Origin of the sequence: Kitasatospora cathayae, assembly GCF_027627435.1 — a bacterium.
Lineage (GTDB): Bacteria > Actinomycetota > Actinomycetes > Streptomycetales > Streptomycetaceae > Kitasatospora > Kitasatospora cathayae.
In genome coordinates this window covers 4,538,033-4,557,914 of the sequence record NZ_CP115450.1, presented here as the reverse complement: position 1 = coordinate 4,557,914, position 19,882 = coordinate 4,538,033, and the positions used below count along the sequence as shown (strand labels likewise).

17 protein-coding genes and 1 pseudogene are annotated in these 19,882 nt (G+C 71.4%); 10 read left to right on the top strand and 8 right to left on the bottom strand.

Annotation, left to right across the window (positions count from 1 at the left end; all coding sequences use genetic code 11):
• Positions 1-59 precede the first annotated feature (59 nt).
• Complete coding sequence (locus O1G21_RS20230; protein WP_270145804.1) at positions 60-329, bottom strand: helix-turn-helix domain-containing protein; 270 nt, start codon at positions 327-329, stop codon at positions 60-62.
• Between the two features lie 346 nt (positions 330-675).
• Between O1G21_RS20230 and O1G21_RS20225 the strand changes: the two genes are divergently transcribed.
• Positions 676-1,242, top strand: a complete 567-nt coding sequence (locus O1G21_RS20225) for a type III secretion system chaperone family protein (protein ID WP_270145802.1) — start codon at positions 676-678, stop codon at positions 1,240-1,242.
• A 63-nt stretch (positions 1,243-1,305) separates the two neighbouring features.
• A pseudogene (locus O1G21_RS20220) lies at positions 1,306-1,476 on the top strand (aminotransferase class I/II-fold pyridoxal phosphate-dependent enzyme); the annotation flags it as partial.
• A 420-nt stretch (positions 1,477-1,896) separates the two neighbouring features.
• Here O1G21_RS20220 and O1G21_RS20215 read toward each other — a convergent pair.
• Complete coding sequence (locus tag O1G21_RS20215; RefSeq protein WP_270145800.1) at positions 1,897-3,960, bottom strand: tetratricopeptide repeat protein; 2,064 nt, start codon at positions 3,958-3,960, stop codon at positions 1,897-1,899.
• Between the two features lie 6 nt (positions 3,961-3,966).
• Positions 3,967-5,154, bottom strand: coding sequence for a hypothetical protein (locus tag O1G21_RS20210; protein WP_270145798.1), 1,188 nt, complete (start codon positions 5,152-5,154; stop codon positions 3,967-3,969).
• Positions 5,155-5,765: 611 nt separating this feature from the next.
• Here O1G21_RS20210 and O1G21_RS20205 point away from each other — a divergent pair.
• A complete protein-coding gene (locus tag O1G21_RS20205) occupies positions 5,766-6,926 on the top strand; it encodes a pyridoxal phosphate-dependent aminotransferase (RefSeq protein WP_270145796.1) in 1,161 nt (386 codons plus the stop codon).
• 123 nt (positions 6,927-7,049) lie between these two features.
• Here O1G21_RS20205 and O1G21_RS20200 read toward each other — a convergent pair whose 3' ends face one another.
• From O1G21_RS20200 to O1G21_RS20190, 3 genes are all read right to left on the bottom strand, one after another.
• Entirely contained in the window at positions 7,050-8,543 is a 1,494-nt protein-coding gene (locus tag O1G21_RS20200) for an FG-GAP-like repeat-containing protein (RefSeq protein ID WP_270145794.1), read from the bottom strand.
• 334 nt (positions 8,544-8,877) lie between these two features.
• Positions 8,878-9,180, bottom strand: coding sequence for a hypothetical protein (locus O1G21_RS20195; RefSeq protein WP_270145793.1), 303 nt, complete (start codon positions 9,178-9,180; stop codon positions 8,878-8,880).
• Positions 9,181-9,188: 8 nt separating this feature from the next.
• The gene (locus tag O1G21_RS20190) at positions 9,189-9,362 is read right to left on the bottom strand and encodes a hypothetical protein (RefSeq protein WP_270145791.1); all 174 of its coding nucleotides are present in this window, start codon (positions 9,360-9,362) and stop codon (positions 9,189-9,191) included.
• Positions 9,363-9,760: 398 nt separating this feature from the next.
• On the opposite strand from O1G21_RS20190, the gene O1G21_RS20185 reads away from it, so the two are divergent.
• The 5 genes from O1G21_RS20185 (at position 9,761) to pyrE (ending at position 16,117) form a co-directional block, all read left to right on the top strand.
• Complete coding sequence (locus tag O1G21_RS20185; RefSeq protein WP_270145789.1) at positions 9,761-10,732, top strand: LuxR C-terminal-related transcriptional regulator; 972 nt, start codon at positions 9,761-9,763, stop codon at positions 10,730-10,732.
• 841 nt (positions 10,733-11,573) lie between these two features.
• On the top strand, positions 11,574-12,101 hold the full coding sequence (locus tag O1G21_RS20180) for a DUF2617 family protein (RefSeq protein ID WP_270145787.1): 528 nt from the start codon (positions 11,574-11,576) through the stop codon (positions 12,099-12,101).
• Positions 12,102-12,255: 154 nt separating this feature from the next.
• The gene (locus O1G21_RS20175; RefSeq protein ID WP_405000682.1) at positions 12,256-13,887 is read left to right on the top strand and encodes a polyamine aminopropyltransferase; all 1,632 of its coding nucleotides are present in this window, start codon (positions 12,256-12,258) and stop codon (positions 13,885-13,887) included.
• Between the two features lie 580 nt (positions 13,888-14,467).
• The gene (locus O1G21_RS20170; RefSeq protein ID WP_270145785.1) at positions 14,468-15,538 is read left to right on the top strand and encodes an SRPBCC family protein; all 1,071 of its coding nucleotides are present in this window, start codon (positions 14,468-14,470) and stop codon (positions 15,536-15,538) included.
• Between the two features lie 42 nt (positions 15,539-15,580).
• On the top strand, positions 15,581-16,117 hold the full coding sequence (pyrE, locus tag O1G21_RS20165) for an orotate phosphoribosyltransferase (protein ID WP_270145783.1): 537 nt from the start codon (positions 15,581-15,583) through the stop codon (positions 16,115-16,117).
• Positions 16,118-16,224: 107 nt separating this feature from the next.
• On the opposite strand, the gene O1G21_RS20160 is transcribed toward pyrE, so the two are convergent.
• Positions 16,225-16,947 carry a DedA family protein gene (locus tag O1G21_RS20160; RefSeq protein ID WP_270145781.1) on the bottom strand — a complete coding sequence of 241 codons (723 nt, stop codon included), beginning with the start codon at positions 16,945-16,947 and terminating at the stop codon, positions 16,225-16,227.
• A 339-nt stretch (positions 16,948-17,286) separates the two neighbouring features.
• On the opposite strand from O1G21_RS20160, the gene fbaA reads away from it, so the two are divergent.
• Positions 17,287-18,309, top strand: a complete 1,023-nt coding sequence (fbaA, locus tag O1G21_RS20155) for a class II fructose-bisphosphate aldolase (RefSeq protein ID WP_270145779.1) — start codon at positions 17,287-17,289, stop codon at positions 18,307-18,309.
• A gap of 107 nt (positions 18,310-18,416) precedes the next feature.
• Here the strand turns inward: fbaA and O1G21_RS20150 are convergent, their stop codons facing one another.
• Positions 18,417-18,836, bottom strand: coding sequence for a DUF3151 domain-containing protein (locus O1G21_RS20150; protein WP_270145777.1), 420 nt, complete (start codon positions 18,834-18,836; stop codon positions 18,417-18,419).
• Between the two features lie 240 nt (positions 18,837-19,076).
• Here O1G21_RS20150 and O1G21_RS20145 point away from each other — a divergent pair, with 240 nt between their 5' ends.
• On the top strand, positions 19,077-19,859 hold the full coding sequence (locus O1G21_RS20145; RefSeq protein WP_270145776.1) for a DUF3152 domain-containing protein: 783 nt from the start codon (positions 19,077-19,079) through the stop codon (positions 19,857-19,859).
• Positions 19,860-19,882 lie beyond the last annotated feature (23 nt).

Sequence of the window (19,882 nt, the reverse complement as noted above, 5' to 3'; positions counted from 1 at the left end):
GACGGGTGGCCGTACCGCTTTCGCGAGCCGGGGCCCGGCCCGCTCCCGTGGGACGGGTCCTACTCCGCCGCGTCCCGCTGCTGCCGCCGCGAGCTGTTCCGCCACGTTCGCGCCAGCCGGTGCAGCTCGGCCCCCTGGGCCTCCGGCAGGTTCCAGGTCTGGGTGAGCAGCCGCAGCGTGGACACCCGCGGGCAGGACACCCCCAGCTCCAGGTCGCGGATCGACCGCACACTCAGCCCCGAGGCCTCCCCCAACTGCTCCTGCGTCATCCCCCGGTCCAGGCGGATGTTCCGCAGCAGCGTCCCGAGCGAGGCACCCTCCCTGGTCACCGTACGCTCCATCCCTGCTCCCCCCTTCGGTTCGAACCGCATCAACTCGGCCCGGGGAGACAGGTTTTGTCCCCGGGTGAGGTCCGTCGCACGCTAACCGCATCCGGCCCGCGCGGCAGGCGAACCCGAGCTCCGGGCGCGTGACTTGGCTCACGCGCACGCCGGGCGCGCGGCAGGGCGACGGCACCCGGGCACCGTGCGTGACGACGGCCTCCGCCGCCGCGGAACGAAGATCGACGCGCCCCCCGGCGCCCCTGTGAGCGGAGCCCCGAATGAGGCAGGATGGGAGGTGGAAAGGGCGGCCTCTCATTGCCGGCCACCACGTGCACTGAGGAAGAGGACCCCCATGAGCATCGACCCGTCGTCCATCCCGTCGTTCGGCGTGCCCCAGGGCGGCCAGCCCGGTGGTCAGCCCGGCGGCCAGGGCGGTCGGCCGGCCGGCCCTCCGCCGATCGTCGTCCCGGACCAGGCCCTGGTCACCCAGCTGCTCGACCAGATGCAGCTCAAGCACGTCGTGGACGAGGAGGGCGACCTCACCGCCCCCTGGGAGGGCTTCCGCGTCTACTACATGTTCCGCGGCGAGCAGAAGGAGCTCTTCGCGGTGCGCGCCTTCTACGACCGCGCGTACCCGCTGGAGAAGAAGGGCGAGATCCTCGACCTGATCGACGAGTGGAACCGCGAGACCCTCTGGCCCAAGGTCTACACCCACACCCACGAGGACGGCGTGGTCCGCCTGATCGGCGAGGCCCAGATGATCGTCGGCACCGGCGTCAACCTGGACTACTTCGTCACCACCACCGCCAACTGGACCCAGGCCGCGGTCGGCTTCGAGCAGTGGATCGTCGAGCGCCTGGGCCTGCAGAACGAGATCGAGGGCGAGGACGGCGAGGACGAGGACGGCGAGGAGGCCTGATCCCGGCCCCGGCACGCACTCCGCGGCCCGGCCCCCGGCACTCCCGGGCGGCCCGGCCGTCTTGCGAGCTACGACCCGGACACCGAGGTGCTGGTCACCACCGGCGCCACCGAGGCCATCGCCGCCCTGCTCGCCCTGCTGGAGCCCGGCGACGAGGTGATCGCCTTCGAACCCTTCTACGACTCCTACGCCGCCTGCATCGCCATGGCCGGCGCCACCCGCCGCCCGCTCACCCGATCAGCTGGCGTGCGACGAGTTCCAGGGCGGCCTCGATGTCCCGGCCGACCGGTGCGCGGAGGGATGAGCTGTCCATGGTGACGCCCGGCGGAGTGGGCCGGCCACGCAGCGCATGCACGATGTCTCGCAGGGCCCGCAGGGTGTTCCCCGGCCCCTGGGAGCCCTTGCCACTGCGATGCAACCGACCGCCCTGCCGTCCAGGCAAGTCCACCTGCGCACCCAGCGACGCGGCGTGTGCGGCCGCGATGCGCAGCACGCGCTCGGTGGAGGAGGAAGTCGCCGCGCCGCCGCACAGCGCGACGACTCTGACCGGGCCTGTCAGGATGGCACCCCTTCCGAGGACCGGTGACCGGGCGGTGCCGGTACGGGCCCCTGGTACCCGGTCCGGCACCGCGGAGAATGCGGTGCGGCTCCTGGTCAGCCGCGGCACTGCGCGCGCCGCGCCTCCAGTTCCGGCTCGTCCGCGCCTGGCAGGGTGAGGGCGTGGTCGAAGTCGGCCAGGGCGAGGTCCGGCAGGCCGTCCGCCTGGTACGCGATACCACGGTTGAGCAGCACGTCGGGGTCGTCCCCGACCAGGTCGAGCAGCGCGGTCAGGTCCTGCACGGCGGCCCGGGGGCGACCCTGCTCGTAGTGGACGACGGCGCGGTTGAGCAGTGCGGCCGGATAGGCCGGGTCGAGGGCGACGGCCGCGTCGAGCGCCGCGAAGGCCTCAGGGAGGGCTCCGCGCTGCAATGCGACGGTGCCGCGCATGCAGAGCAGCCGGGGCTCCGTCGGCCGCAGTGCCAGTCCGGCCTCGACGTCGGCCGCGGCCGCGTCGAACTCGGCCAGTTCCAGCAGGAGTTCGGCGCGGGCGAGGCGGGTGTCGACGTCGTCGGGCTCCATCTCCAGGACGTACGCGAAGTCGGCCAGCGCGCCCTTGGTGTCGCCGGCCTCGATCCGGGCCGTCCCGCGGTTGTAGTAGAGCTCGGGGAACGGCGGAGCGAGGTCCACGGCGCGGTCGTAGTCGGCCAACGCGGCCGCGAAGTCGCCGCGGGTGCGGTGGATCCGGGCCCGCTCGGAGAGGTAGTCGGTGTAGTAGGGGTCGAGGTCCACCAGCGTCGAATAGTCGGCGAAGGCCTCGTCCAGCCGACCGGTGGCCGTCAGCAGGCGTGCCCGGTTGTACAGCAGCTGCGAGCGGTGCAGCCGCCACTGGTCGTCCGTCAGGTTCGTGTCGAGCCGGGCGATGCAGGACTCCACCAGCTGCATCGCGCGGTCCAGCCTGCCCCGGTGCATCTCCACCAGAGCCAGGCCGTTGTCGTGGAAGACGCTGAAGGTGAGCCGCTCGGCCGGGTCGGGGAGGATACTCGCGATCGCGGCCGCGTTGTTCTGCCAGCGCAGCGCCAGATCGTGGTCGCGCGGCTGGAGGAAGCGGGTGTGCAGCATCGCGATCGAGTAGCTGGTCATCATGTGGACCTTGGGGTCCGCGAACCGCTGGATGGTGTCGAGGTAGAGCTCCATCGACTGCTCGGTGCGGTCGAGCGGGATGCAGGCCGCCGCCGCCTGCTGGGTGAACTCCCAGAAGTCGTGCTGGTGGACGTCCGGATCGGTGACGGCACGCCCGCGAAGGCCGAGGTCGATCACCGCGGCCGAGAAGCCGACCTCGACGCAGTGCCGCTGGGCCGCCAGTAGGGCGAGCCGACCCGCCCCGGCGGGGTCGCTGCCGTGCTCGCGGTGGTACGTCAGTGCTCCGACCCGCTCGCCCCAGCTCGTCGCGGACCGTTCCAGCTCCTCGGCGCGCAGGTCGTGCAACCGGGCGCGCAGCTCCGGCCGGGCCTCCTGGTAGGCAAGCAGCTCGGCGGGGTCGCTGCCGGTGCAGTCACCGAAGACGTACGCCTCGACCAGCGCGGCCGGCTCGGCCGGCTCGGCCCACTCCGGCTCGGCGTTGGTGCGTTGCGCGTACCGGGCCAACGACCGCTCCAGCTCCTCGGGCAGCTCCCCCGGCGCCGTACCGACCGCCACTCTCAGCTGTCCGGGGTCGGCGCGGCGCAGCAGCAGGGCGATGAACTCCTGCGTGGTCGGCTCCGCCTGGTCCACCTCGTCGAAGACCAGGTACGGCGGCTGCTCGCCGCAGGAGCACAGCCGGCGGGCGTGGTCGATCAGGAACGAGGCGACGCCCTGGCTCATGCAGCGGATCATCCCGGAGCCGAAGAACCGGGTGCGCTCCTTGAACGAAGAGTCGAGCGCCAGCGTCCGCGGCGCCGGACCGATCAGATCAGCCAACTCCGGCATCCCGTACAGGAGTTCCACCCGGTGGAACTCCACCAGATCCGGCCAGCGGCGGGCCGCCTCGGGCAGCACGGCGCGCAGCACGGTGTCCACGCCTGTGTACGGACCGCGCAGCCGCCGGTGGCAGCGGGCCACGACCGTCGCCTCCCCGTCCGCGGCGGCCAGTCGCAGCCGGGTTGCCGGGCTCTCGCTGACGATCCTGCGGTGACTGGCCATATCGGTTCACCCTTCCATCGGAGCGGTCGGAGACGGGGAGAGCGCGGGCGCCTCGCGCTGCTCGCGACGCTTGCGCCGGGAGAGCACGACCAGGGCGACGACCTGGGCCGCGTTCAGCGCCAGGGACAGCAGCGAGTCCCAGAAGTGCGCGTCCACGCGCCCGGAGCCGAGGGCTTCGGCGGCGATCCGCACGTAGTCGACGGTGACCGGCACGCTCGCGAAGACCGTGACTCCCGCCAGGACGCAGAAGCCGAGCAGGATGAAAGGCCCGTAGAAGGCACCGACCTTGCGGTCCTGTTCGGTCCACCGGCTCTCGTCGACCTGCCGCTCCGGGCGGCGCAGCAGGCGCCAGACCCGGTTCCTCAGCACGGCCTTGCTCGCGTCGTGCAGGTCGTAGCAGCGGAGCACGGTGGCGAAGACGTAGTACAGGTCGGTGCGCAGGTAGAGCTGGAACTGCCAGAAGATCCGCATCACCACCGTGAAGGCGAGCGCCAGGCAGGCCCGGCCGAGCGTCGAGAAGCCGCCGTCGTCGTGGCGGTCGGCCGCGGCGATCAGCCCGAGGACCGCCAGCACCACGCCGTCGCAGACCATGCCCGCCAGGAACGGCAGGTAGCGCTTGCGTCGCTCGACGCTCATCAGGCCGTTGGTCTGCGTCTCGGCCACGATGTAGGTGAGCCGGTTGCTCAGCCGCAGTTTGGTCGGCAGGCCCAGCCGGCGGCCGGCCAGGATGTGGAAGCCCTCATGTGCCAGCAACAGCGGGACTTGGCCGAACGTGATCACCAGTTGGACCACGAGCAGCGACTTGACGAAGAAGATCTGCGAGGGGGCGGGACGCAGTTCGCCGTGCCGCACCACGGCCAGCAGCCAGACCACGAGGACGGCCGCATAGCAGAACCATGCCACCGGAGAGAACGCCGCACGTGCCAGCCGCTGGAAGCGGACCGGCGCGACGGGGGCGGCCTCGCCGGCTCCGCCTTCCCGGACGAATCCCAACTCGCGGATCGTGGCGACGAAGTCCTCGACGTCGACCGGTTCCTCGAAGGTCTCTTCGTACCACGCGGCCGCTTCGTCCAGGGGCATCCCCTCGGTGAGCCGTCTGAGCAGCTGTGCGCCGTCGGCGGGGAAGACCGCATAGGAACCGGTGTCCAGCCGGCCGACCAGGACCTCGTCGTCGCTGTCTGGAACAAAGCTCAACTTGTGCAACGCAAGGGTCGGTTCGCTCACAGCGCTCCAAAGCGTCGGATGATCCGCTTCGCCTGGCATTTGGGGGCGCCCGAGCGCACCGGAGGGTATCCCGTGCGCCCGGGCAGTACTCACGGAGTCATCGTCAGGCGGAAGCGGAGTACGGGCACTGGCACGCGGCCGAGGTCAGGCGCACGTCGCCGGTCCGGCGGACGGTGATCTTCTTGGCGGTCTTCTTCAGTGCAGCAGTCGACTTCATGAGAACCTCCCTGCTCGCTGTTTGCCCGACCAGGCGGCCGAGCGAGGGCAACCCTGCCGTTGCGAATATGACACGTCAATAGATCTGACATGAGCCCACATGAATGAGATTGATCAAATTTGGCTTCATCATTCATCTGAGCTGGCGCTCTTCGCCCCCGGACAATTTGAAAAAATCATGGTCGTCCCATGATTGCCCGAGGGATGATTTGTGTCGCACCGGTGTGGACCGGCACCCCGGGCCGCTCCGGCTTCGCCCCAGTCGATGACGGCGACGCCTGATCAAGTCGCCTCGTCAAGGGGCTTGTCGCCGCACGCTCGTTACCCTGAGGATGGCTCCGACGACGAGCCGTGAGGAGCCACCGATGGGTACCAGGCCGCTACTGAACCGCCGCCTGGCCGGGATGGGGACGACGATCTTCGCCGAGATGTCCGCCCTGGCCACGGCCACCGGCTCGATCAACCTCGGCCAGGGCTTCCCCGACACGGACGGGCCCGAGGAGGTCCGCGAGGCCGCCGTACGGGCCCTGCGCGAGGGCCGCGGCAACCAGTACCCGCCCGGGCCCGGCATCCCGGAGCTGCGCACCGCCATCGCCGAGCACCAGCAGCGCTTCCACGGCCTGAGCTACGACCCGGACACCGAGGTGCTGGTCACCGCCGGCGCCACCGAGGCCATCGCCGCCGCCCTGCTCGCCCTGCTGGAGCCCGGCGACGAGGTGATCGCCTTCGAACCCTTCTACGACTCCTACGCCGCCTGCATCGCCATGGCCGGCGCCATCCGCCGCCCGCTCACCCTCCGGGCCCCGGCCTTCCGCCCCGACCTGGACGAGCTGCGCGCCCTGATCACCCCGCGCACCCGCCTCCTGCTGATCAACACCCCGCACAACCCCACCGGCACCGTCCTCACCGCCGACGAGCTGGCCGGCATCGCCGCCCTCGCCGTCGAACACGACCTGCTGGTCGTCACCGACGAGGTCTACGAACACCTCGTCTTCGGCGCCACCCACCACCCCGTCGCCGCCCTCCCCGGCATGCGCGAACGCACCGTCACCATCTCCTCCGCCGGCAAGACCTTCTCGTACACGGGATGGAAGGTCGGTTGGGTAACCGCGAGTCCTGCTCTCGTCTCGGCGGTCCGCACGGCGAAGCAGTACCTCACCTACGTCAGTGCAGGCCCGTTCCAGTACGCGGTTGCTGAGGCGCTCCGCCTCCCCGACAGCTACTTCGCCACCTTCCGTGCCGACCTGCTGCGCAAGCGAGACCTTCTCGTCGACGGTCTCTCGTCTGCGGGCTTCCGCGTGTTCAACCCCGAGGGCACGTACTTCATCACCACCGACATCACCCCCCTGGGCGAGAAGGACGGCCTGGAGTTCTGCCGCTCCCTCCCCGACCGCTGCGGCGTCGTCGCCATCCCCAACGTCGTGTTCTACGACAACACCGACGCCGGACGCAGCCTGGTCCGCTTCACCTTCTGCAAGCGCGACGACGTCCTGCGGGAAGCGGTGGCCCGCCTCCGGAGGCTCTGACAGAGGGCCGGCCAGGCACCCGTAGGAGCGTGCGCCCTCCCCTCCCGGAACTGCGGGCAGACGGGCTGGGGCCCGCGCGGGATGCGCGGGCCCCAGCTGGGTTGTTGATGTGGTGGGTGGGTGTTACCAGCCGCCGCCGAGGTCGGTGCGGGTGCCGAAGGAGCCGTCGCCCAGGCCGGGGTAGAAGAACATGTGGCCGGTGCTGGCGTTCTGGGCCTGGACGTCGAGCTTCCCGTCGCCGTTGAAGTCGGCCGCGGTCAGGGTCATGGTGCCCCAGCCGGAGCCGAGGTCCACCGGGGCGGCGAAGTGCCCGGTGCCCAGCCCGGCGTAGTAGAACAGGTGGCCGCCGGAGGTGTCGATCGCCATCAGGTCGCGCTTGCCGTCACCGCTGAAGTCTCCAACCGTCACGTTGTAGTTGCCCCAACCGCCGCCGAGGTCGGTCCGGGTGCCGAAGGAGCCGTCACCCACGCCGGGGTAGTAGTAGGCGTGACCGGTGGAGGAGTCCTGCGCGAAGAGGTCGAGCTTGCCGTTTCCGTTGAAGTCGGCCGCGGTCAGGGTCATGTTGGCCCAGCCGGAGCCGAGGTCGGTGCGGGTGCCGAAGGCGCCGTTGCCCAGGCCGGGGTAGAAGTACAGGTGGCCGCCCGAGGTGTCGACCGCCAGCACGTCGGCCTTGCCGTCGCCGTTGAAGTCGCCCACGGTCAGGTTGAGGTTGCCCCAGCCGCTACCGAGGTCGACACGGGCGGCGAAGTGCCCGGTGCCGAGGCCGGCGTAGAAGTAGAGCTCGCCGTGGGGGTCCTGGGCGAGGATGTCGAGCTTGCCGTCGTTGTTGAAGTCGGCCGCGTGCAGGCGCATGTTGTCCCAGCCGCCCCCGAGGTCCACCGGCGCGGCGAAGTGCCCGGTGCCGAGCCCGGCGTAGTAGAACAGGTGGCCGGTGGAGTTGTCGACGGCCAGGGTGTCCTGCTTGCCGTCGTTGTTGAAGTCGCCGGCGGTCAGGCGCATGGTCGGGGTGGCCGGGGTGGGGTTGGTGGTGCCGCCGGCCGTGCCGCCGACCGGGGCTATGTAACCGGAGATGCTCATGCCCATGTAGGGGGTCCAGCCGAGCCCGCCGTTGTAGGGCCCGTCCTGGTGCACCGCGGAGGTGGCGGCCCAGTTGCCATGGACGCCGTTCTCGTCTCCGCCGACGGTAACGATGGTGCCGTCGGCGTTGACCTGGGTCACGATGGCGACGTGGTCGGCGTAGCCGCCGCCGGAGTAGTTGAAGACCACGGCGTCGCCGACAGCGGGGGTGCTGGACAGCGTTCCGTTGTTCTTGCCGTAGGTGTAAAAGCTGCCCGCGCCGGCCGTGAGGCCGCTGACGTCGACGCCCTCCTGGTTCCAGACCCACTTGGCGAAGTCGGCGCACCAGAGCTCGGGCGAACCGCCGTCGCCGGTGCAGCTGCCGTAGTAGCCGCCGCCGGTGCAGGCGTTGGCGCCGATCTGGGAGGCGGCCTCGGAAGCGATGTTCTGGCCCACGGTGGCGGCCTGGGCGGGCAGCGCCGTCAGGCCGGCAATGGCGGAGGCGGCGACGAGGGTGCCGATGGTGGACTTCTTCAGCAGGCGGGACTTGATCGAGAGCATGGCTGTTCTTCCTTCGGGTGAGGCACCTGGAGTTGCGGAGTCGTTGTGTACGTGCCTTGCTCCGGTCCGCCGCTCGTGGCGGCTGTCCTGCAGGAACAGCCGCGGGCGATTTCACGGGACAGGGCGGATTGCGCGCAGGCGCGCGGATGGTGCGGAATGGTGCGGAGGCGGCCTTCGCTGGTTGACGATGCGTCAGGTTCCCCGTCGTGGGTGTGCGCGGGGACGACGGCTGTCCTGCAGGAACAGCGGTCGTCAGGCGAGTCGGCCTGGTTCAGGGCGAGTCAGGCTGGTTCAGGGCGTGGAGCGCCGCCGGACGGGCGGATCGCGCCCTGAGCTAGGCCGCCAGGAGTTGCGGCGGCAGGTAGCGGCGGCGCAACAGTGGTGAGGCCTGGTGGCTACGGTGGAGCAGGTCCCCGGCCCGGTGGAGCGGGCTTCGGGTGCTGGACGCGTCGGTGGGGCGGGTGAGGAAGTAGAGCAGGAGGTCGACCCGGTCGGGCTCGGGACGGGCGGTGATGTGTTCGAGACTGTCGTCGGGCCTGGCATGTGCCCACAAGGCGGCGAGGACTTCGGCCGTCTCGCCCTCGGACACGGGTTCGGCCGGCAGCCTGCGGTCGAGGCTGGCGCAGACGATGTCCATGGGGCGACTCAGCCCCCCCAGGAGGTGGTGTCCGGGGAGGCGATCTGGACGCCCGGTGCCGGAGCGCTCTGGCCGGCAGCAGTGTCCTGGGGGGCGGCGACGACTGCGGAGGGGATGAGGCCGACGACGCCCAGCGCGAGGGTGGCGACCGCGGCGGCCAGGGCGATACGGGTGCGGATCACGGTAGTTGCTCCGTTTCTGGCGAGGTTATGGGTGGCCTGTTCCGGTCTCGCGTCCCGCGGTTGACGCTTCGTCCGGCTGCCGTTCGGGCTGTTCCCTGCTGGCGACGAACAGCTTCGCCGCAGATCAACGCCCCCGGAAGGGTTTTCGGACGTCCTGAACCGGCCCGACCTGATCAGGACTCATGGTCATGGACGCGTCAATTTACTGTGAATCCTGGCCCGGCCTTTGGAGCCAAGGTGGGCGAGGCGCCTGTTTCCCGGGCGGGAAGGATCATCCATGCATCTGCCCTGACCTGGGCAAAATGCAGCGGAAAGATCTTGTCAATGCTGCTGGTCGGCTGCGATTCTGGCCGGGCAGGCGCAGCCGGGCGCCGTGCCGATGAGCGAAACGGGGCACCATGCTGCAAGCACTCGGCCTGAGCATCGACGCCGTCACCGTCTACCGGGCGATGCTCGACCACCCCGGCCACGGCGTCGAACAGCTCGCCGACAACTGCGGCCTGACCCCCACCCAGATCCATGACTGCCTCGACGAGCTCGGGCAACTGATGCTCGTGCGCGCGTCCATCGAACACCCCGGACAGCTGCGCGCCGTGGACCCCGAAATCGGACTGGCGGACATGGTCGCCCGCCAGGAAGCGGACCTGGCCGCCCGCCAGGCCCAGTTGGCGGCCTCGCGCGCCGCGGTGACCCGGATGGTCGCCGACCGCGCCGAGCAGCGATCCGCGCACGGCGAACGCCTCCTCGGCATGGACGCCATCCAGGCCCGGCTCGAACACTTCGCCCGCACCGCCCAGACGGAGATCATCGGCGTCCAGCCCGGTGTCCAGCGTCCCGAAGACCTCGACGCCGCCCGCGGCCAGGACCTCGCCGCCCTGGCCCGCGGCGTGACCATGCACTCGCTCTTCCAGGACGCCGCCCGCAACCACGCCCACGTCGCCACCTTCGCCCACACCCTGCTCAGCCACGGCGGAGAAGTCCGCACGGCCCCCACGGTCCCCCAGCGCATGGTCATCATCGACCGCGCCCAAGCCCTCGTCCCGATCGACCCCACCGACAACCGCAAGGGCGCCCTCCACGTCACCGAACCCGGCATCGTCACGGCCCTGCTCGAACTCTTCGATCAGGCCTGGAACACCGCCGTCCCTCTCGGCGCCGGTCGCCCCGACGACCCCGAAACCGGCCTGACCGACCACGAACGCGAACTCCTGCGCCTGCTCGGCACCGGTCTCACCGACGAAGCCGCCGGACAGCGCCTTGGCATCGCCGACCGCACCGTCCGCCGCCAGATGGCCTCCATCATGGAACGCCTCGGCGCCAGCAGCCGGTTCGAAGCCGGCATCAAAGCCGCCCAAAGAGGCTGGCTCTGACCCGCCCCGTGCAGCCTGTCCGACCGCTACTTCCACACCCTGCGCACCGTCCTGCTCCGCAAGCGCGACCTGCTGCTCGACGGCTTCACCGCCGTCGAGCGCCTGCGGCGGATCTGACGGGCGGCGGCTGCGGGAGTCCGGCGGCACGACCGCATCGTCGCGTCACCCCGCCGTGCCGCTTGGCGGCAAGTGCCGCATGACAAACCGTACTTGACGGTGTCGACGGCTCGCGGCCGGACTGTTCGTCCGAACTGACTTCCGCCCGCGAGCGGACCGTAGCCCAGCCGGGGCCGGTTTGTGCAAGGGAGCTGACGACTTCCGGAGTGCGTTGCGGACAGACGGCGCTCGCTTCGTTTCGCGCGCCCCATTGAACGGGGCCACTCCTGGTCCGTGGTCAGTTCTGCGTCGTCCTCAACTCCCATGGATCACATGCCTATTTGCTGCCAGTGAGGCAAAACAGGCGACCCGTCGGGCACGCTCCTGCCACCCTCCACGCCCTGCGTGTGGAGGGCGGCGGCGCGTGGGGCATACGGAGGGCGCACAACCAGCGCGCACGGCGCACAGGCCGGTGACAGGGGCGCGCGCTGTGCAAAGTCGCACACCGGGTCGATCAGAGCCGGGAAGCAGGTGTGCTCGAAACGGTGAATGCTTGACAAGGATGGGTAAATCACCGACGGACCCGGCGTATTCGTGCTTCTCTGCTGCTGAATCTCCAGCCGGAATCCTTCCTTCCACGGTCGGCCGCGCCCAGGGCCGCACAGCCACGAACAGCCTCGCCATCGCCTAGGCCTACTCGCTGCTGCTCGGCGGGCGCGCACGGAGCTGAAACGCGGAGCCGAGCATGCTCACCACACTGCAGACCTCCTACACGGACACCCGCGCCGGTGACCTGGCGTGGTGCCTCGGCGGCGACCCGCTGCCCGCTCTCGCCGTCCGCGACCTGAGACTCGACGGCGGCCGTCCCGGCACCTCCGACACCCTCCAGCTGCGGCTGCTGGGCGCCTCGCACCAGGTGGTGATCTCGGCCGGCCCCGGCGAGTGCCTGGAGACCGTCGCCTGTCTGCCCGGCCGCCGCACCCCGCTGCCGGCCCGGGTGGCCAAGCAGGTCGGTGGCTGGGAGTACGAGTTCGCCGCCCGGATCGAGGCACTGCCCCCGCACGACTTCGCGGCCCGCGCCCAGGAGCTGCTGGCCCTGGTCGAGGGGCACCCGCGCGGCCTCGCCGGGGTCTTCCCGGGCGACCCGAGCGCCTTCACCGCACTGGTCGCCCAGGGCGGCACGGACCGGCTGCTCTGGCGGACCTGGCACGCCTACCCGCAGGAGGGGCAGCTGGTCTGCACCCGCTCCTCACTGGTGGTGTCGGGGGCGTGAGGGCCCACGAGCCGGGCGGGGTCACCGGTCCGGTCCTACACCACCCAGCACAAACCCACGAATCGCACACAGGAACGATTCGTCAATCCGACGACCCTCACTGTCCGTCGGATGGGCGCAGCTATCCGTCCCGCACGTCCCCTAGCGTTTGTTCGTGATCAATCATCCAGCCGGTCCGCCCGCACGCCCGCGAGTGGACCTCGACGACGGCACCCCACCCCCGCCCGGGCGAAACCTCATCCCCCTGCCCGCCCGCCGTCGGTCCCGGCTGCGCTCCCACCCCCGGCTCGCCCGGCTCACCGTCCTGCTCGCCGCGTTCGTCTGCGCGGCCTGCGGACTCGTCTACGAGCTCGAACTCGTGGCGCTCGGCGACTACCTCCTCGGGGACACGGTCACCCAGACCTCCGTCGTGCTCTCCGTCATGGTGTTCGCGATGGGCCTCGGCTCACTGCTCGCCAAGCGGCTCACCCGCCGACCCGCGACCGCCTTCGCCCTGGTCGAGTGCGCCCTCGCCCTCACCGGCGGGCTCTCCGTCCTCGCCCTGTACTCCTGCTGGGCCTGGATCGGCCGCTACCAGGCCGCGATGGTCGGCCTCACCTGCCTGATCGGCATCCTGATCGGCGCCGAGATCCCGCTGCTGATGACCCTCATCCAGCGGATCCGGCGCGAGGACGCCGGACGCGCGGTCGCCGACCTGTTCGCCGCCGACTACGTGGGCGCGCTGATCGGCGGCCTCGCCTTCCCCTTCCTGATCCTCCCCCGCCTCGGTCCCGGCGACGGCGCGCTGCTCACCGGCGCGGTCAACGCCGTCGCCGGTGCCGCCGTGGTGCTCTGGCTCTTCCGCGAGGAACCCGCCCCCCGGATACGACGGCTGCTCTGGGGCGGCTGCACCATCGTCCTCGCCGTGCTCGCGGCCGCCGCCGCCGGCTCCGACTCGATCGAACGCGCCGCCCGGCACGCCCTCTACGGCGACCAGGTCCGCTTCGCCACCCGCAGCCGGTACCAGGAGATCGTGCTCACCGGCCCCGCCGAAGGCCCGCTCCGGCTCTACCTCGGCGGACGGCTCGCGGTCTGCGGACCCGACGAGTACCGGGGCAGCGAAGCACTCGTGCACCCCGCCCTGGCCGCCGGACCGGACGCCCGGATCCTGCTGCTCGGCGGCGGCGACGGCCTCGCCCTGCGGGAGGTGCTGCGGCACCGGGACGTCCGCTCCGTCCGGCTGGTCGACGCCGACCAGGCCCTCACCCGGCTCGCCCGCACCGACCCCGGGCTCGCCGCCCTCAACGGCCACTCCCTGGACGACCCCCGGGTCCGCACCACGGCGGCCGACCCGATGGCCTGGCTGCGCGGCGCCCCCGACCAGGAGTACGACGTGGTGCTCGCCGACCTGCCCGCCCCCGTGGACGGCGGGCCGGTCAAGTTCCACTCCCAGGAGTTCTACCGCCTCGCCGCCCGGTTACTGGCCCCCGGCGGCCGGATCGCCGTCCGGGCCGGCGGGGACGGGGAGGGCCTGTGGCAGATCGAGTCCGGGCTGCGGGCCGCCGGCCTGTGGACCACCCCGTACGAGGTCCAGGGAACCGCCACCGGCACCTGCCGCCCCGACCCGCCGAACACCATCCAGGCCTTCCTGCTCGCCGCCGCCACCCCGCCCCCGCTCACCCTCGCCCCCGACGCCCCACCACCCCGCGCCCTCACCCCCGCCGCCCTCCAGGCCTCCGCCACCCACCTCACCGCCCTCCGCCCACCCCACTCCCCTGACCCGCTCACACTCCTGGGACCGCGTTGACGGGGGGAGAGGGGCGACGGACCTGGCGCGCTGACAGGAGGAGAGATGTGACGGGCCCGGCGCGTCGACGGGGAGGAAGGGCGGCAGACCCGGCGCGCCGACGGAAGGGAGGGGCGGCGGGCCTGGAGAAAGACGCCCAGGAAGCAGGACCCGACCGGGTCAACACCATGCCGCCGGGCCGAAGGCTCGCCCCGATGCCTCCACGGCCCTCCACCTTCCTCGGGCCGCGCTGGGAACGAGAGTGTCGACGCGGCAAGGGGAGCCCGCTGGCGGTGAGGCCGTCAGCGAGGCCCACGGCTGGCCCGCCCCGCCGGCGAGGGTCGCCGCTGGCCGTACAGGGAAGCGCGCGGGCCTTGCGAGCAACCGGGCTCGGCAAAGGGGTGCCCGGCCGAGTGAGAACGGAACACGAGCGCCGACAAGCCCGTGGCCGGCGACCGCCCCGCGCCGGTCCCCGCAGGCCGCGCAGGAAGGCCCGCGCAGGCCGTGCGGGCGGGCGGAGCCGGCAGGGGCGGGCGGTGGTGGGAAAGTCGGGCGGTGGTGGGTAGGGACCGGGCGGGGCCCAGTCGGTAGGCTCCGTGACATGGAGCATGAGGTTGTCGTCGCGATGTCCGCAGAGCTGGTGCGGCAGGCCTTGCAGGATCCGGCGCTGCTGGCGCGGAGCGTGCCGGGGCTGAGCACCGAGCCGGCGGCGGTCGGGGCCGGGCCGGCCGATGAGATCGGCGGGCGGCTGAAGCTGCGGATCGGCGGCTCCACGATCACCTTCAAGGGTGTGCTGTCGCTGATCGAGGGCCGCAACGGTGTGCTGACCGTGCTCGCCGAGGGCCAGGAGGCCCGGGGCAGCGGCGAGGCGACCGCCACCGTGCGGGTGAGCGTCTCGGACGGCGCCGAAGACGGCACCGCGGTGATCCGCTTCACCGGCGATCTGAGCGCCACCGGCCGGCTGACCGAGTTCGACGACGAGACCCTCGACGCCGCCGGTCGCCGTCTGCTGGAGCGCTTCGCCACCGCGCTCACCTCCCCGGACGCCCCGGAGGAGGGCGATGAGGAGATCGCGGACGACAGCGGGGACGAAGGCGGGAACGAGAGCGCGGACGGGACCGACAGCGTGACCGACGCCGAGATCGTCTTCATCGAGGAGCACCAGGACCAGCCCGGCGACGACCTGGACGACGACCTCTCCGACCTGATCGCCTTCTCCGACGCCGACGCCGAGCGCTTCGGCCTCCCCACCGGCTCCGCCGCCGACGACGAGGACGAGGTCGACGACGAGGAGAACGACGTCGACGACCGCGAAGAGGCCGACGCCGCCGGGGACGGCAGCGGTGGCCCCCGGGACGGAGTCGCCGAGGAACTCCCCGCCGAGCCGCTCTTCGCCTACGAGGACGAACCGGAGCTCAGTGGCCCGGTCCGCCGCAGCATCGTCGGCCGCTCGGCCGAGGAGGTGGACCACGCCCCGCCGCGCGGCCGGTACGCCCCGGCGCTGCCGGCCCGCAGTGCGCGGGCCCGGGCGGCGTCCCGCTGGGGCGGCGAGGCCGGCGGCATCGTGGTGCCGGGCACCGGTGGACGCAGCGCGGTGCCGTGGGTGATCGGTGGTTCGGTGGCCCTGCTGGGCGGTGCCGTGGTGCTGGTCAGGGCGCTGCGCCGCCGCTAGCCGCGAGCGCCTATGAGCGTTCAGGCCCTAGACTGAACGCTCATGAGCAACGACCGCGACGCCCTGCTGGCACAGATCAAGGACAAGGCCGTCGTGCACGGCAAGGTCACCCTTTCCTCCGGCAAGGAGGCCGACTACTACGTCGACCTGCGCCGGATCACGCTGGACGGCGAGGCCGCCCCGCTGGTCGGTCGGGTGATGCTGGACGCGACCTCGCACCTGGAGTACGACGCCGTCGGCGGTCTGACCCTGGGTGCCGACCCGGTGGCCACCTCGATGCTGCACGCCGCCGCCGCGCGCGGGCGGAAGCTGGACGCCTTCGTGGTCCGCAAGACCGGCAAGGCGCACGGCCTGCAGCGCCGGATCGAGGGCCCGGAGGTGAAGGGCCGCCGGGTGCTGGCCGTCGAGGACACCTCCACCACCGGCGGCTCGGTGCTGACCGCCGTCGAGGCGCTGCGCGAGGCGGGCGCCGAGGTGGTCGGCGTCGCGGTGATCGTCGAGCGCGGTGGCGCGGGCGCCGTCGAGGAGCAGGGCCTGGAGTACGTGACCGCGTACACCCTGGACGACCTGGGCCTCTGACCGTACGGACGAAGCAAGGGGCCGGGCCCTGTTTCACGTGAAACCACGTGGAACGGGACCCGGCCCTTGAACGTCAGGGTGCGACGACGAGGCCGTGAACGAGGACCTCAGCCGCGCCGGTGCCGTCCGCTGCCGCCGCCCGGCACCGCGTCCGCGGTGGGAGCCTCGACGACGCCGGCCTTCTTCTTCCGGCGCTCCCGCACGACCTCGACCAGGATCGGCGAGATCGACAGCAGCACGATCAGCAGCACCGCCGGGATCAGGTACTTGTCGATCACCGGGGCGAGCGCGTCACCGAAGAAGTAGCCGATCAGCAGCATGGACTCGGTCCACAGCACACCGCCGACGACGTTCCACACGAAGAAGGTCCTGGCGGGCATCTCCAGGGTGCCGGCCACCGGGTTCAGGAAGGTCCGGACGATCGGCATGAAGCGGGCCAGCACCACGGCCTTGCCCGAGCCGAACTTGTTGAAGTACTCCTCCGCCTTCATCACGTACTCGCGGCGGAAGATCTTCGAGTCGGGCTTGTCGAACATCCTCGGCCCGACCTTGGCCCCGAGCAGGTGCCCCAGCTGGGCACCGGCGACCGCCGCGACCGGGCAGCCGATGAGCAGCACGGCGATCGGCAGCTTGGCGCCGTCGCCGAGCACCGACGAGGCGGCGTTCGAGGCGGCGACACCTCCGATGATCAGCAGCGAGTCGCCCGGGAAGAAGAAGCCGACCAGCAGGCCGGTCTCCGCGAAGATGATCGCGATCAGCCCGATGGCGCCGAGGGACGAGATCAGGGATTTGGCGTCGAGCAGGTTGACGGCCAGCTGGTTGTAGTCCACGGGCGCAGGATAGCGGGCGTACCTTTCCGACGGCTTCCGGCCGAGCCCCCGGACTCGCGCCGGGCCCGCCGACTACTTCCGGCCGAGCCTGCCCGGGCGACGTCCCGACAGGCGGGCTCCTGCTGACCTGCGGGCACGAGTCTGGGAAGATGGCACAGGCGTCCGGTCCGCGGCGGCCCACCACCCTCATGGCCGTACGCGGAGGCCGCCTCGAACCTTGGTGCCGGAGAGCCACACCGCAGCGCCGCGCGTCGGCGGGCCGGCACGGAGTCGTCACGAAGGCGTACACAGCGTCGGACAGCACCGTCCGTACGCCGCAACCCGACAGGAGCGGATCGCATGCCCATCGCAACTCCCGAGGTCTACAACGAGATGCTCGACCGGGCCAAGGCGGGCAAGTTCGCCTACCCGGCCATCAACGTCACCTCGTCGCAGACCCTGCACGCCGCGCTGCGTGGTTTCGCCGAGGCCGAGAGCGACGGCATCATCCAGATCTCGACCGGTGGCGCGGAGTTCCTGGGCGGCCAGCACAACAAGGACATGGTGACCGGCGCGGTCGCGCTCGCCGAGTTCGCGCACATCGTCGCCGCCAAGTACGACATCACCGTCGCGCTGCACACCGACCACTGCCCGAAGGACAAGCTGGACGGCTACGTCCGCCCGCTGCTGGCGATCTCCGCCGAGCGCGTGGCCAAGGGCGAGAACCCGCTGTTCCAGTCGCACATGTGGGACGGCTCGGCCGAGACCCTCTCCGACAACCTGTCCATCGCCCAGGAGCTGCTGGCCCAGGCCGCCGCCGCCAAGATCATCCTCGAGGTCGAGATCACCCCGACCGGCGGCGAGGAGGACGGCGTCTCGCACGAGATCAACGACGAGCTGTACACCACCGTCAACGACGCCGTGCGCACCGCCGAGGCGCTCGGCCTGGGCGAGAAGGGCCGCTACCTGCTGGCCGCCTCCTTCGGCAACGTGCACGGCGTGTACAAGCCGGGCAACGTCGTGCTGAAGCCGGAGCTGCTGCGCGAGCTCCAGGACGCGATCGGCAAGCAGTACGGCAAGACCGACCCGTTCGACTTCGTCTTCCACGGCGGCTCGGGCTCCACCGCCGAGGAGATCGCCACCGCGCTGGAGAACGGCGTCGTGAAGATGAACCTGGACACCGACACCCAGTACGCCTTCACCCGCCCGGTGGCCGGCCACATGTTCGCCAACTACGACGGCGTGCTGAAGGTCGACGGCGAGGTCGGCAAGAAGAACACCTACGACCCCCGCACCTGGGGCAAGCTGGCCGAGGCCGGCATGGCCGCCCGCGTGGTCGAGGCCGCCGAGCAGCTGCGCTCGGCCGGCAAGCGCCTGAAGTGAGCCCGCTGAAGCGAGCGTGAAACGGGCCTGAAACGGGCGTGCCCCCGGCGGTCTCCCGCCGGGGGCACGGTCGTGTCCGGGTGGTTCCGTGGTTCCTGACTGCGGTCCTACTGCTTGAGCTCCGCGTAGGCCTCCGCGCTGCTGTCCTTCAGGAACTGCCAGCAGCGGTTCTCCTCCTCGGTCTCCTTGATCGCGCCGGCCGCCCGGGCGAGCGCCGCCAGGCAGCGCAGGAAGCCGCGGTTGCCGCGGTGGTCCCACGGCACCGGGCCGTGTCCCTTCCAGCCGCTGCGGCGCAGGGCGTCCAACCCGCGGTGGTAGCCGGTGCGGGCGTAGGCGTACGACTCGACGTAACGGCCGGCCGCGTAGGCGTCGTCGGCGAGCATGGCCCAGGCGAGGCAGAAGGCCGGGAAGTCGGCGGCCACCTGGGTCGGTGAGGCCGACTCCTCCGCCAGCATCCGGTAGGGCTGCTCGTCCTCCGGCAGGAGGGTCGGTTCGGGGCCGTCGAGAAGATTCTTGTGAATCGCCATGCAGTGCAGTCTGCCACCCGGGGGCCAGGGGTCAACCGCCCCGCCGGGGAACCGGGCCGCCGGGGAGTCGGGCCGCGGAGGAGCGCTGGCTGCATACCAGGTATGTAGACATTCACCCGTTCGCATGCCAGGGTGTGGCTCGTGCCCGCAGCCAGATCCGCCCGCCGGCGAGCCGCTCCGCCCAGGAACGCTCGCAGCGCCCGCCGACGCCGCAGGTCGCGCCGCCGGATCGGCCCTGGCATGCTCACGGCACTGATCGCCTCCGTCCTGCTGCTGGGCGTCGCCGGCTTCGCGCTGAACCGCCCGTCGGAGCACCCGGCCCCCGCCACGACCGCCCAGGCCCGGGTCGCCCCGCCCGGCGAGCAGTCGCCCGGCACGGCACCGGCGACGCCGACGCCCACCGGCGCCCCCACGCCGACGGCGACCCCCACCGCCACGCCCACCGGGCCCGACCCCGGCCCCACCAAGGGTTCGGGCACCTTCACCATCGCCCCCGCCAGCGCCAAGGCGGTCGGCCGCGGCACCATACGCCGCTACCGGGTGGAGGTCGAGGACGGCATCGGCATCGACGCCGCCTCCGCCGCCGCCCAGATCCACGGCATCCTCGGCGACCGCCGCGGCTGGACCAACGACCACAAGAACGGCTTCCAACTGGTCGCCGGCGGCTCGTACGACTTCACCGTGAAGATCGCCTCCCCCGCCACCGTGGACAAGATCTGCGGCGCCTCCGGCCTGGACACCCACGGCGAGGTCAACTGCAACGTCGGCAACCAGGTGCTCGTCAACTCCAAGCGCTGGAACACCGGTTCACCGCAGTTCGGCGGCCCGCTGGACGAGTACCGGGCACTGATCGTCAACCACGAGGTCGGCCACCGGATCGGCCACGGACACGAGACCTGCCCCGGCCCGGGCAAGCCCGCGCCCGCGATGATGCAGCAGATCTACGGGCTCAAGGGCTGCGCCCCCAACGCCTGGCCGTACTCGGCGGACGGCACCTACCTGAGCGGCCCAGCGGTCCCGTAGTGCAACGGAGTTGAGACCCGAAC

Excerpts from the sequence above, each read along its gene's own strand:
- O1G21_RS20205 (WP_270145796.1), top strand. The coding sequence starts at position 5,766 with ATGGGTACCAGGCCGCTACTGAACCGCCGCCTGGCCGGGATGGGGACG.
- pyrE (WP_270145783.1), top strand. The coding sequence starts at position 15,581 with ATGAGCAACGACCGCGACGCCCTGCTGGCACAGATCAAGGACAAGGCC.
- O1G21_RS20200 (WP_270145794.1), bottom strand. The coding sequence starts at position 8,543 with ATGCTCTCGATCAAGTCCCGCCTGCTGAAGAAGTCCACCATCGGCACC.
- O1G21_RS20185 (WP_270145789.1), top strand. The coding sequence starts at position 9,761 with ATGCTGCAAGCACTCGGCCTGAGCATCGACGCCGTCACCGTCTACCGG.
- O1G21_RS20195 (WP_270145793.1), bottom strand. The coding sequence starts at position 9,180 with ATGGACATCGTCTGCGCCAGCCTCGACCGCAGGCTGCCGGCCGAACCC.
- O1G21_RS20170 (WP_270145785.1), top strand. The coding sequence starts at position 14,468 with ATGGAGCATGAGGTTGTCGTCGCGATGTCCGCAGAGCTGGTGCGGCAG.
- O1G21_RS20225 (WP_270145802.1), top strand. The coding sequence starts at position 676 with ATGAGCATCGACCCGTCGTCCATCCCGTCGTTCGGCGTGCCCCAGGGC.
- O1G21_RS20145 (WP_270145776.1), top strand. The coding sequence starts at position 19,077 with ATGCTCACGGCACTGATCGCCTCCGTCCTGCTGCTGGGCGTCGCCGGC.
- O1G21_RS20150 (WP_270145777.1), bottom strand. The coding sequence starts at position 18,836 with ATGGCGATTCACAAGAATCTTCTCGACGGCCCCGAACCGACCCTCCTG.
- O1G21_RS20180 (WP_270145787.1), top strand. The coding sequence starts at position 11,574 with ATGCTCACCACACTGCAGACCTCCTACACGGACACCCGCGCCGGTGAC.
- fbaA (WP_270145779.1), top strand. The coding sequence starts at position 17,287 with ATGCCCATCGCAACTCCCGAGGTCTACAACGAGATGCTCGACCGGGCC.
- O1G21_RS20215 (WP_270145800.1), bottom strand. The coding sequence starts at position 3,960 with ATGGCCAGTCACCGCAGGATCGTCAGCGAGAGCCCGGCAACCCGGCTG.